Origin of the sequence: Streptomyces sp. NBC_00859 (assembly GCF_045161865.1) — a bacterium.
In the GTDB taxonomy this organism is placed as follows: Bacteria; Actinomycetota; Actinomycetes; order Streptomycetales; family Streptomycetaceae; genus Streptomyces.
In genome coordinates this window covers 851,019-862,817 of the sequence record NZ_CP108826.1, presented here as the reverse complement: position 1 = coordinate 862,817, position 11,799 = coordinate 851,019, and the positions used below count along the sequence as shown (strand labels likewise).

General features: G+C 71.4%; 13 protein-coding genes. 4 read left to right on the top strand and 9 right to left on the bottom strand.

From position 1 onward, the window contains the following. Window positions 1–119 precede the first annotated feature (119 nt). The 4 genes from OG584_RS03580 to OG584_RS03565 all read right to left on the bottom strand — a co-directional run bounded on the left by OG584_RS03580 (window position 120) and on the right by OG584_RS03565 (window position 3,906). Window positions 120–890: a GNAT family N-acetyltransferase gene (locus tag OG584_RS03580; RefSeq protein WP_405774869.1), complete on the bottom strand. Its 771-nt coding sequence runs from the start codon at window positions 888–890 to the stop codon at window positions 120–122. A 72-nt stretch (window positions 891–962) separates the two neighbouring features. Next, on the bottom strand, window positions 963–1,982 hold the full coding sequence (locus OG584_RS03575) for a transporter substrate-binding domain-containing protein (protein WP_405774867.1): 1,020 nt from the start codon (window positions 1,980–1,982) through the stop codon (window positions 963–965). An 80-nt stretch (window positions 1,983–2,062) separates the two neighbouring features. Then, window positions 2,063–2,869 (bottom strand): amino acid ABC transporter ATP-binding protein, encoded by an 807-nt coding sequence (locus tag OG584_RS03570; RefSeq protein WP_405774865.1) that lies wholly within the window; start codon window positions 2,867–2,869, stop codon window positions 2,063–2,065. Continuing rightward, the gene (locus OG584_RS03565; RefSeq protein WP_405774863.1) at window positions 2,866–3,906 is read right to left on the bottom strand and encodes an amino acid ABC transporter permease; all 1,041 of its coding nucleotides are present in this window, start codon (window positions 3,904–3,906) and stop codon (window positions 2,866–2,868) included. The genes OG584_RS03570 and OG584_RS03565 overlap by 4 nt, the downstream gene beginning before the upstream one ends. 1,032 nt (window positions 3,907–4,938) lie before the next feature. Here OG584_RS03565 and OG584_RS03560 point away from each other — a divergent pair. Continuing rightward, window positions 4,939–5,481, top strand: coding sequence for an FABP family protein (locus OG584_RS03560; RefSeq protein WP_405774861.1), 543 nt, complete (start codon window positions 4,939–4,941; stop codon window positions 5,479–5,481). Between the two features lie 178 nt (window positions 5,482–5,659). Further along, the gene (locus OG584_RS03555) at window positions 5,660–5,980 is read left to right on the top strand and encodes a hypothetical protein (RefSeq protein WP_405783862.1); all 321 of its coding nucleotides are present in this window, start codon (window positions 5,660–5,662) and stop codon (window positions 5,978–5,980) included. Between the two features lie 133 nt (window positions 5,981–6,113). Here OG584_RS03555 and OG584_RS03550 read toward each other — a convergent pair whose 3' ends face one another. The 4 genes from OG584_RS03550 to OG584_RS03535 all read right to left on the bottom strand — a co-directional run bounded on the left by OG584_RS03550 (window position 6,114) and on the right by OG584_RS03535 (window position 8,326). After that, complete coding sequence (locus OG584_RS03550) at window positions 6,114–6,362, bottom strand: hypothetical protein (protein WP_405774859.1); 249 nt, start codon at window positions 6,360–6,362, stop codon at window positions 6,114–6,116. Window positions 6,363–6,568: 206 nt separating this feature from the next. Beyond that, window positions 6,569–7,192: a hypothetical protein gene (locus OG584_RS03545; protein WP_405774858.1), complete on the bottom strand. Its 624-nt coding sequence runs from the start codon at window positions 7,190–7,192 to the stop codon at window positions 6,569–6,571. 42 nt (window positions 7,193–7,234) lie between these two features. Beyond that, window positions 7,235–8,140 (bottom strand): SGNH/GDSL hydrolase family protein, encoded by a 906-nt coding sequence (locus OG584_RS03540; protein ID WP_405783860.1) that lies wholly within the window; start codon window positions 8,138–8,140, stop codon window positions 7,235–7,237. A gap of 60 nt (window positions 8,141–8,200) precedes the next feature. Further along, entirely contained in the window at window positions 8,201–8,326 is a 126-nt protein-coding gene (locus tag OG584_RS03535) for a hypothetical protein (protein WP_405774856.1), read from the bottom strand. Window positions 8,327–8,428: 102 nt separating this feature from the next. Between OG584_RS03535 and OG584_RS03530 the strand changes: the two genes are divergently transcribed. Together OG584_RS03530 and OG584_RS03525 are read left to right on the top strand one after the other, a co-directional pair. Continuing rightward, a complete protein-coding gene (locus OG584_RS03530; RefSeq protein WP_405774854.1) occupies window positions 8,429–10,465 on the top strand; it encodes an ATP-binding protein in 2,037 nt (678 codons plus the stop codon). A gap of 129 nt (window positions 10,466–10,594) precedes the next feature. Beyond that, window positions 10,595–11,317 carry a CDP-alcohol phosphatidyltransferase family protein gene (locus OG584_RS03525; protein ID WP_405774852.1) on the top strand — a complete coding sequence of 241 codons (723 nt, stop codon included), beginning with the start codon at window positions 10,595–10,597 and terminating at the stop codon, window positions 11,315–11,317. Here OG584_RS03525 and OG584_RS03520 read toward each other — a convergent pair. Beyond that, complete coding sequence (locus tag OG584_RS03520; RefSeq protein WP_405774850.1) at window positions 11,277–11,762, bottom strand: adenylyltransferase/cytidyltransferase family protein; 486 nt, start codon at window positions 11,760–11,762, stop codon at window positions 11,277–11,279. The two genes, OG584_RS03525 and OG584_RS03520, sit on opposite strands and share 41 nt — an antisense overlap. Between the last annotated feature and the right edge of the window lie 37 nt (window positions 11,763–11,799).

The window sequence follows — 11,799 nt, the reverse complement described above, 5'->3', positions numbered from 1 at the left end:
TGCCTTTCCTGAATGGGCTGTGTGATGTAGGGGGACGTGCGTCCCGGCGGGGCGCAGCTGCTCCTCTCCGGGGCGCGGAGCGGGGCGCTGCCGGACCGGGCCCACCGGTGCCGGGGGAGTCATCCCCCGTGTGCGGTGGGGGAGTTGCCCCCGGGAGCCCGGACCACGACGAACAGGTTGCGGCGGCGCAGGGTGAAGCCCATCGCCAGATACAGCCGGATGGCGTTCTCGTTGTCGGCCGCCGCGTGCAGGAACGGGATGTCCCCACGGCCCCGCACGCCGTCGGCCACGTGGCGCACCAGCCGGGTGGCGAGCCCTCCGCCCCGGTGTCCGGCATCCGTGCAGACGGCGCTGATCTCCGTGTAGCCGGGAGGGCGCAGCCGCTCGCCCGCCATCGCCAACAGGCGACCGCCACGGCGGATGCCCCAGTACGCGCCCAGTTCGATGGTGCGGGGAAGGAAGGGGCCCGGCTGGGTCCGGGCCACCAGATCCAGCATCTCCGGTACGTCGGCCGGGGTCAGCCGGACGGCCTCCGGATCGTGGGCTGTGCGCAGCGTGTCGGCGACGAGCTGGACACCGGTCCCCTGCCGCACCGTCTCCCAGCCGTCCGGCACGGCAGCGACCCCGGTCACCGCGGTCTGCTCACCGGGGCCGACCAGCACTGCCAGGTCGTCCCACGCCCTGGGGGACGCCGGATCGGCCAGCGCGACGAAGGGCGCGACGTCCGGCAGGTAGCGCGCGGCGGACCCGACCGTCTCGGCGAAACGCCGGTGCGGTCCACGGAGCGCCGCCCAGGCGGCGTTGTCCAGCAGGTGCGCCGGTTGCGTTCCGGCAGCGGGCGCGGGGGCGGGCAGGGGCAGGGGCTGCGGTGACCGGAGGTCGGTGGACATGAAGCGCCTTCTCTTCTCTCTGCGGTTCACGACGGTGCGTCCTCGCGGCTCATGCGGGGACCGGGCTGTGCTTCAGGAGTTGGTGACCGGCAGACCGGGAGGGTTCACTTCGGCGGTCTTCACGGCCTCGTTCCGGAGGTTCCACGCCCCGAGCCACTTGGCGTACTGACCGTTCTTGATCAGGTAGTTGACGGCAGCGGCCAGTGGCTTCGCGAGGCCGCTGTCCTTCTTGGCGGTCGCGCAGATAAGGCCCTGCAACGAGGCTCCGGCGCCCGAGTAGGTGCCGGCGCTGCGGGTGGCCTGCGGGGTCGACGCAGTTCGGGCGATGTGGTACGAGAGGCTGGGATTCGGGCCGAAGTACGCGTCGATCTTCCTCGAATTCAGCGCCAGGTAGGTGCTGTTGCTCTCCTGGAAGTACTTCACCGTGAGCTTCTTGCCCTCGGCCGCCAGCTTGTCCCGCCACTCCAGCAGCAGCTTCTCCTGATTGGTGCCGGCGCTCACGGCGACGGTCCTGCCCGCCAGGCTCTTGTACGTGCCGTCGAAGTTCCAGCCGGAGCTCTTCCGCACCTCGAAACCGAGGTTGTCCTCGCGGTAGCAGGCGAACTCGTACTTCTTCTTCCGCTCCTCCGTGTCGGTGATGTTGGAGAATCCGGCCTCGGTGCGCCCGCTGTCGATCCCGACGAAGAGGTTCTCCCACGTCGCGTTCTTCACGTCGGGTTTCAGGCCGAGAACCGCGGCGACCAGCCGGGCGAGATCAGGCTCGGAGCCGGTCACGGTCTTCTGGTCGTCCCCGACGTAGCCCAGGGGCGCCGAGCCCGCCGAGAGCATGCCCAGGCCGATGGAGAGTTTCCCGTCCGCGGTGACGGACTTGGGAAGCTGGGCCCGGATCGAGGCCACCTCGGGCACCTTCAGCGTCGTCTGCCTGGCGGCCCCGTTCGAGACCGCGCCGATGACCACCGTCCCCTTGGCGGCGCCGGGCGAGCCGGACGGCTCGTTGCTGCCGCTGTCACCGCAGGCACTGAGGCCGGCGGCGAGAGCGAGGACGGTGCAGGCGGCGGCGAGAGCGGACAGTCGGGAACTGCGGCGGGGCATGTCGGATCCCTTGAGCGTGGGTGGGAGAAGCGGGACGGAGGAGTCGGTGGAGCGGTGCGCCGGTGGGCGGCAGCGGTAAGTCAGGAGACCTTGCCGAGGAACTCCCTGGTCCTGGTCTCGCGGGGGTTGTCCAGCACCTGGGCGGGCGGCCCCTGCTCGACCACCCGGCCGTGGTCGAGAAAGACGACCCGGTCGGCCACCTCACGTGCGAAGCCGATCTCATGCGTCACCACGATCAGTGTGGTCCCGCCGGTCGCCAACTCCTTGATGACGGCGAGCACTTCACTGACCAGCTCGGGGTCGAGCGCCGAGGTCGGCTCGTCGAAGAGGATCACCCCGGGTTCAAGAGCCAGCGCCCGTGCGATGGCCACCCGCTGCTGCTGGCCGCCGGACAACTGCCGGGGGTAGGAGTCCGCCTTGTCCGCGAGTCCCACCCGCTCCAGCAGAGCGCGGGCCAGGACCCGGCCGCCCTCCCGGTCCACGCGGCCCACGGCGGTCGGCGCCGCGGCGACGTTCTCCAGCACCGTCAGGTTCGGAAACAGATTGAAGTGCTGGAAGACGAAGCCGATACGGCTGCGCTGCGCCCGGATCGTGCGCTCCGTCAGCTCCTTCAGCCGCCCGCGGTGATGCCGCACGCCGATCGGTTCACCGCCGACCGTCACATGGCCGATGTCCAGTTTCTCCAGGTGGTTCACGGCACGCAGCAGTGTCGACTTGCCGGACCCGGACGGTCCGAGGACCGCGGTGACCGAGCCCGGTTCCACCGTCAGGTCGACGCCGCGCAGCACATGGTGGGTGCCGAACCACTTGTGCGCCTGGTGGATCTCGACGGCCACCGGCTCGGAACGGACGGAGGAGTTCGGGGTCTGCGGTGCGCTGACGCTCATATGCCCGATCCGATCGCGATCCGGGCGCGGGCGCTGCGGACGCCGGACCGGAGTCTCTGCAGAGGCGTAGGAGGCACGGTGCGCAGCGCACCCCGTGAGTAGTGACGCTCCACATAGAACTGGACCACCGAGACGGCACTCGTCAGCACGATGTACCAGCAGGTTGCCACCAGCAGAAGCGGCACGATGTCTCCCGGATAGGTGCTTCCCTGGCTCTGTACGGTGCCGAACAGGTCGAGCAGGGAGACGTAGAAGACCAGTGAAGTGCTCTTGACCAGGCCGATCAGCTGGTTGACGTACGAGGGCACGATGACGCGCAGGGCCTGCGGGAACACGATGCGGCGGAACTGGAATCCGCGGGGCAGCCCGAGGGCGGACGCCGCCTCGTGCTGGCCCTGGTCCACGGACAGCACGCCGGACCTGACCACCTCGGCTGCGTAGGCGGCCTCGTTGAGACTGAGACCGACGACCGCGACGGTCATGTCCGTGGCGAGATGTGACTCGTCGAAGTGGAAGAAGGCCGGTCCGAACGGGATTCCCAGGCTCAGTGTCCGGTAGAGCGCGCTGAAGTTGTAGAGGAACAGCAGCACGACGATCAGTGGTACGGAACGCAGCAGCCAGATGTAGACCCAGGAGACCGACCGGAGCACCGGATTGGGGGAGAGCCTGCAGAGGGCGAGGACCACACCGCCGATGAGTCCGACCACCGCGCTGAGCGCGGCGACTTCGAGGGTGATCACAAGCCCGTCGAGCACCACGGGACGGAAGACCCAGTACGAGAACCTGTCCCACTGGTAGAACGGGTTGCTCACCAGCCCGTGGACGAACTGGGCGACCAGGATCACGACCACCGCTGTCAGGACCCAGCGCCAGGGGTGGCGCAGCGGCAGCACCCGCTCGGCGGCGAGGCGGGGGTCGGCCACCGGGGCGGCCGGACCCGCCGGAGCCGCGTCCGAAGCGGCCGGAGGCTGTCCGGGTGAAACGGGGGACGGGCCGGCAGTGGCCGGCTCGCCCGGGGGTGCGGACGTCTCGGGCATGGGCACTCCAGAGATCGAGAGGTGGCCGGACGGCGGGACCGGCGCGGCTGAGCCGGTGGGAACGGCACGGCCGGGGCGCGGGGCAGCGGTACGGGAAGGGGCTGGGGCGGGACGGAATCCGTCCGGGGGTCAGCGGCCGCGGCGCGGGGCGCCGGCCGGCAGCCCGCCGGTACACGCGCAGTGGGGGTGACCATCGGGGGACGGCGTACGCGTGGAGCCGGGGTACAGCGTGGCGGAACGGAGCGGGCCGGGGGCCGGCGTCCGCTCCGGTGCGCTCTCCATGCTGGTCATCCTGGTTCTCTCTGCCGCGCCGGCGTTGCCCGGGACGCGCTCGGTACCACAGGTGGCACACGGGATTCGCGGCCGCCGGACCGGCGGTGGATCACCTGGCCGGTCCGGCGTCAGTAACCCACGCGGGCGAGTCGCCGTCAACGTGCCGTCAGGGTGTGTGAACAGGCCTGACGTGCACGGCAGCCGGTGCAGGCGAAGGGCGGCCTCGTCCCTCTGAGCAGGGAAGACATTCCGCGTCGGCAGGCGGGGCCGGTGTGCTGCCGGGGAGCGGTGGGAGGTTGGGGAGGCCGTTCTTTTCGTGCGGCCGTAACACGGGCTTCATCCGTGGCCACACGGCTGAATCAGTGTCCGGTAGACGGTGTGCCGTCGGGTTGGGCCAGTTGCGCCGTCACAGCGTCGGCGAAGCGGGCCAGCAGGCGGCCGAGGTCATCGCGGTCCCGCTCCGGCCACTGGGCGACAGCCCCGGTGAACCATCCGATGAGGAACGCCGCACTGCGCGCCCGTACCGCTCTGCCGTCGCAGGAGCAGGGCCGCGCGGCCTGGCGCCGCGACTCGCGGCGTTGCCGAAAGACCCAGGTGGCTCCTCCCCCAAGGCCTTGAGGGCCAGAGGGGACCCCCATCCTGGACTCTCCGGCGCTTGCGCTACACGGCACCGGGCCACGCGACCTCACCGGACGCCCATAGTGCAAGGACCCTTTAGGCTTCGGACCGGAACCAGCCTCGACTTCAGGAGCGCAATCCGTGTTCGACCCCGTATCGGAGCACCCGTACCCCGATGGCCATCGCCCGGACGAAGCGCCCGCGCCCCACGCACTTCTCGCGCCGGTGCTCGGTCTGCTGGGCCGCTGGCGCGGCCGGGGCGAGGGCGGATACCCGACGCTCGACGGCGACTTCTCCTACGCCCAGGAGGTCACCTTCAGCCACGACGGCCGGCCCTTCCTCCACTACGAGACCCGGGCCTGGCTGCTCGACACCGACGGCGCGCCGCTTCGCCCATCAGCACGGGAGAGCGGCTGGTGGCGGCTCCAGCCCGACGGCAGGGTGGAGGCCCTGATCACCCAGCCCACCGGGATCGCGGAGATCGCGGTCGGCCACGCCGCCGGCAACACGGTCGACCTCGCCGCCGACACCGTGGCCCTCACCCCCACGGCCAAGGAGGTCAGTGCCACCCGTCGGAGCTACGCCCTGACCGACGACGGCACGCTCACGTTCATTCACGACCTCGCGGCGGTGGGCCGCCCGCTGCAGCACCATCTCTCGGCCCGTCTGCGACGCGTCGCGTAGGGGGCGCCGGCAGGGCCGTGCGCCCCGTCGTCCCGTGTCGACGGGATGCCCTACGGCCCCGGCGGGCACGTCGGGCGGGTCTCCGTGGCTGTGCGGGACCGTGGTTCCAACGGGCGGCTGCACTAGGGTCACCGGTATGTCTCTGCACACTCGCATGCGTCAAGCCCTGCCGGACGCGATGCGCGCCCGCGACAAGGTGGCCGTGAGCGCCCTGCGCGCCACACTCGCCGCGCTGGACAACGCCGGGGCGGTGCCCCTGGACGCGGCAGGTCCGCACGGCCCGGCCCTGGAGGAGTCGCCGGTCGGCGCCGGGGCCACCGATGTGATGCGGCGTGAGCTGAGCGAGTGCGCCATGGTGGACATCGTGCGGGCCGAGGCCACCGAACGCATGCAGGCCGCAGCGGAGTTGACATCCCCCGCGCACGCCGGCCGGGCCGCACAGCTCCGCGAGGAAGCCGCCGTGCTGCTCCGGTTCCTCGACGGGCCCGGCGCCGCGTAGGCCGGCTGCGCACCGCCGGGCCGCCTGCGGTGGCCGTGCACCGGTGCGCGAGGCACCCTGCTCGCGCCTGCCGGGCAGAACAACGCCCCCGACACCGCGCACAGTGCGGCATCGGGGGCGTCGAGAGTCCGGATCAGTGCGCCATGAATCCGAACCAGCCCTCGCTGGCGTTCTTGTAGGCGCCGGCGTCCGTGATGCCCGCCGGGCCACCGAGGTTGTGGTAGTACACGCCGCTGGCCTCCTTGTGGAAGCTGCCGGCGGCGGCGATGCCGTGGTGGTGGCCGTGGCCGTGGCCGTAGTCATGGGCCGAGGCGGACGCGGCGCCACCCAGCACTGCGGAGGCGGCGAAGGCGCTGGCGACGAGCATGCTGCGAAGACGCATGAAGACTCCTATTTCGACAACTACATGGGCAAGCTCATGCATATCGGTTCGGATGCTCTTCTGGAAGCCGCCCCGCCCGGACCCAGCCGAACGGACGAACACAGCCGGGTGCGGGGCAGGGCTCGGGCGCGGTGATGGGGACACGGGTGCGGTTCTCGTACGTGTCAGCGTCCTTCGGCGCGTCCGGGCGGGCGGACGCGCCCCACTCACTCCTCGAAGTAGGCGTCCAGGACTGCGTCGAGCCGCCCGGACCATTCCTTGAGCTCATCCCGGCCCGAAGCCGTGACGTCGGCCTGGTAGGTGTGGCGGTTGGGCATGTGCACGAAAACGGTCAGCCTGCGCCCGTACTTCGACGTCTGGAACTCGACGGCGCCGATCTCGCTCCACTCGAACTCGGCCTCCTGGTCGTCCAGCCGGAGGATGATGCCCGCGCGGTTCGCGATGATCGTCGAACGGCGGTCGGCGACCTCGAGCGCAGGGCCGTCGTCGTCCTCGCGCCCGGCATCCCCGCTCGCGGGGGGCTCGTGCTCCGCGGCCCCGTCGCCGCTCTCCGCCGGCTCCGGCGGCGCCGCGGGCTCCTGCGCCACGGAGCCGTCCGCCACGCTGTCCCCGGCATCCTGCGCCGATGCGTCCTCCCGGACATCGCCGGAGGGCGTCGCGGCGGCGTCGCCGGGCTTCCCGGCGCGCTCCGGGACCTCCGCTTCGGCCTGCTCCGGCTCATCGGCGGCTTGTGCGCCGGCGCGCGGCGGCATGAGGCCGGGGACGTACGCCGGGTCTGTCGCGGCGGCCTGCACGGGCAGGGGGCTCTTCGGACCTATGTGCTGTTCCACGGTGCGCAGTATGGACGATGGACCTGTGTGACAGCCAGTGCCTCAGCGCCCCCGCCCGCCGGGCACGCCGTACCGTGAGCCGCCCATCCGGCTGTGAATGACATCCGCGTACGCCTGCTCGCCGCGTGCGTTGGGGTGCAGCGGTGCGGCGGGCGCGGTGGGTACGAAGCCCTCCACCCACTTGGCCCTCGGAGACCGGCAGGCATCGTGTCCTCCGCTCGGGGTGCGGACATCGACGTACTCGGCGCCGTGCGCGGCGGACGCCGCGGAGATCACGCTGTTCATCCGGTCGATGCTGCCCTGGAACCAGTCGGCATCACTTCCGAGCAGCGGGACGGCGGGCCAGCAGCCGCCCGCCCTGAGGTAGTCGCCGTAACCGGTGACCAGCACCAGGGCTGCGGGGGAGCGCCGGTGGATGATGTCCAGCACGGCGGCGAGCCGGGGGCCCAGACCGTCGATGCGCGCCGCTTCCTGGTCCACCCCGTCCCTGAGGTACGTGTCCCGGCAGTACCCGCCGACCGGGCTGAGCCGGACGCAGCCGCCCGCGACCCCGACCAGACCGGCGTCGTTGCCGCCGATGGTCAGGGTCACCAGGGTGGTGGCGGTGCTCAGTGCGTCGACCTGGGGCGGCACGGTGCCCGCGTCCAGACCGAGGACGGAGAGCCGCTGAGGCGCCGTCATATCGCCGGTCTCCGCCCCGCTGCAGGTGACGTCGCGGAACACGGCGGCCCCGAGCCGTGCGGCCAGCCGGTGCGGATAGTTGCCGGTCGAGCGCCCGCAGGCGACGGGCCCCGTGCCACGCGGGACGAACGGACCCGCGGCCATCGAGTCTCCCAGTGCCACGTACACCTGGCGGCCCGTGGCGCCCGCTCCGCCTGCGGCGGCGGACGCGGGTGTGCCCGCCGTGGCCGATACGGCGAGCGCGGCGGCGGCGAACACGGTCCCGATCAGCCGTCGTACTCCACGGCAAGTGGGTTGACGGCGGGGTGAGTTCACAGGGGCTCCCGGCTACTGGCTGTACGGCGACGCGGCGTGGTGGACGGCCGCCTGCGGCGGACCGGTACCTTCCACCACAACTTCCGCCACTTCACCGGTGTTGTCGAGCACCGACGCGGTGGCGTGGCGATACCTCAACGCCGCTCTTGTGAGCCGGTGTTCACCCCTCCGGGGAACGACCGGTGAACGAACACCGGCGTCGCGGTGCGACGGGTGCCCGAAGTAGGCGAGACTGATCCCGTGGCGGGTTACCTTCCCCGCGAGACCACGAGTCTCGTGGGCCGAAAGAACGAGCTGGGGCATCTGCGGAACGCTCTCGCGGCGCACCGGCTGATCACCCTGAGCGGAATCGGCGGAGTGGGCAAGACCCGCGTCGCGCTGCGTGCGGCGGGCCGTGCGGCACCGGAGCGTCCGGACGGAGCGTGGTGGGCGGACCTCTCGCCGCTCCCGGACGAACGGCTCCTGCTGCCCGTCGTCTGTGACGCGGTAGGTCTCTCCGACCATACGACGCGCAGCCAGGCGGACGCGCTCTGCGAATGGCTCTCCGACAAGGAGGGACTGCTGGTTCTCGACTCCTGCGAGCATCTCGTCGACGCCTGCCGCAGCCTGGTGGGCGACCTGCTCACCGCCGCGCCGGGCCTGCGGGTGCTGGCGACGAGCAGGCAGGCACTGGGAGTCGGCGGCGAGTACGTCGTCGAGATCGAACCGCTGCCGGTCGAGGGTGACCACGCCGCACTCGCCCTTTTCACCGAACGGGCCGGGAAGGCCGTTCCCGGCCTCTCGCTCTCGGACCCGCGCGCCGCCGGGGCGGCCGCCGGGATCTGCCGGCAGCTCGAAGGGATTCCGCTTGCGCTGGAACTCGCCGTCGCACAGCTGCGCGACAGCTCGGTGGAGGAGGTTGCCGAGAGACTGAGCCACCGCTTCGAGGCACTGGTGGGGACCGAGCGGACGGGAACTCCGCGGCACCGGACGCTGCGGACCGCCATCGGCTGGAGTCATGAGCTGTGCGAACCGCTGGAACGGCTCCTCTGGGCGCGCCTGTCCGTGTTCCGCGGCCCCTTCGACGCGGACTCCGCCCGCGCAGTCTGCTCCGGCGGACCGCTCGCCCCGCAGGATGTCGGGCGGGTACTGGACGGGCTCGCCGAGAAGTCCGTGGTCGGCTGGGACGGCACGCGGTACCGCATGCTCGACACCGTCCGGGAATACGGCCGGATATGGGTCGCTGAACTGGGTGAGGGTGAGGAACTGGCCCAGCGCCATGCCGAGCACTGCCTGTCCCTCGCACGTGCCGCCGACGCGGGCTGGCGGAGCGCCGAACAGGGTGAGTGGTACCGGCGGGTCGCCGATGTGCACATCGACATCTGCACCGCGATGGACCGGCTGCTGGTCTGCGACCCCGCACGCGCACTCGAACTCATCGGTCTCGTCGGCTTCTACTGGAGCTGCTGCGGCCACCTGCACGAACTGCGCGGCTACCTGGAACGCGCCCTGGTACTCCACCCGTCGCCGGGCCCGGCGAGGACCCGCGCACAGTGGGTGCTCGGCGTGAACGCGCTGCTCCAGGGCGAGCACGGCCTGGCGCACGAGCTGGGGCTCCGGTGCGACGAGGAGGCGCGGCAGGGGGGCGACCCGGAGGAGGTACTCGCCGCCGGGTACCTCCTCGGCCTCAGTCACCTCATGGCCGGCCGGCCGCTGGCCGCGCACACCGTGGCCGTCCGGCTGCCGGGCCCCGCGGACATGACGAGGGACTCGGCGTCCCGCCGCAAGTGCCGGCTGGTCGAAGTGTTCGCGCTCACCGGGCTCGGCATGCTCACCGAAGCACACGGTCTCGCCACCGAGTTGCGGGCCGCGTGCGCGGAGACCGGTGACTGGTGGACCCGCTCGTACACCGAGTACCAGCTGGCCCTCGTCTCGCTCTTCCAGGACAGGCCCGGCGACGCGGCAGCCCATGCGCGGGCCATGCTCATGGGCAAGCGCCACATCGGCGACGCGTTCGGGATCGCCCTGGGCCTGGACGTCCTGGCCGCCGCCCTGGCGGCTCAGGGCGACGGCGAACGGGCCGCACTGGTCTACGGGACGAGCCAGGCGTACTGGCGCACTGTCGGCCATCCGCAGCGCGGTACGCCCGAGCTGGGGCCTGTGCGGGAGGAGTGCGAGCGCAGTGCCCGGTCCGCCATCGGGGACGAGGCCTATGACGCGGCCTTCCTGCGGGGTGCGTCCGTACGGACGGCCCCGGGTCTCGCCCGCGCACTGGACGGGCAACTCCCCCTTTCATAGGCGGGTTTCATAGGCGGGTTTCGGCCGCACGGACACCCCGGCGGGTCCGGGGAAACGGACGCGGTCTTGAAGGTGGCCGTACACCTGCGATGATGTTCACGATTTGTGCACAGATGACCCGGGGGGGCCATGGGAACCGTAGGTACCGCGCTGCTCGAACTGCGCACGGCGCAGAAGTCCGCCAAGGGGGTGTCGCTCTACTCCCGTTACGTGAACCGCCCGGTGGGCCGCTATCTGGCGGCCGGATCGCACGCCGTCGGGCTGAGCCCCAACCAGGTGACGCTGGTGAGCGCCGTGTTCAGCTTCGCCGCGGTGGCCGCCGTGGCGCTGGGGGAGCCGTCCCCGTGGCAGGGCGTCGCCGTGTGGGCCGGTCTCGCCGTGGGGTTCGCCTTCGACTCGGCCGACGGGCAGCTGGCCCGGCTGCGAGGCGGCGGCAGCGCCGCGGGGGAGTGGCTGGACCACGTGGTGGACTGCGCGAAGATCACGGCGCTGCACACCGCCGTACTCATCGCCTTCTACCGCCACCCCGGTCACTTCGGGGTGACGGACGACGCGTGGCTGCTGGTACCGCTCGCCTTCCAGTTCGCAGCCGTCGTCACCTTCTTCGGCGGACTGCTCACCGAGAAACTCACCCCGCGCCCGGCCCCGGGCTCCGCGGCCGCGGCACCGTCCCGGCTGCGCGCGGTCGCACTGCTCCCCGTCGACCACGGCATCTTCTGCCTGGTCTTCCTGCTGCTGGGCCAAGGGGCGGGCTTCCGCTGGGCCTATACGGTGCTCGGGGCCGCCGCCGCGCTGTTCCTGGCCGCCTTCCTCACGAAGTGGTTCCGGGAACTGAGCGCAGTTCGGCGCTGAACTGCGGTTCGGGCTGGGCCAGTACGTCGAGTGCGCGGCGCAGCTGGGTACTCGACGTGTGCACCGTGTACGGGAAGTAGACGATCTCCACGCCCACCGCGGCGAAATCCTGCTCCAGCTTCTCGCCCTTCGCGGTGCCCCGCCAGTCGTCGCCCTTGAACAGGACGTCGAAGCGGACCTGCCGCCAGGTCTCGACCTTGTCCGCGACGGTCTCCACGAACGCCGCGTCCACGTACTTGACACTGCGGACGATTTCCAGCCGCTCCACGAGCGGGATCATCGGGCGGCGTCCCTTGGCCCGCTCGGCCATCTCGTCGGAGACGACCCCGGCGACCAGGTAGTCGCACTGACTGCGCGCGTGACGAAGGATGTTGAGGTGCCCGATATGGAACAGATCGTAAGCGCCGGGTGCGTATCCGACCCGGTACGGTTTGCCTGCCGTCATGACTGAACCCCCCAGCGAACCACACCCCCCGGTGTGG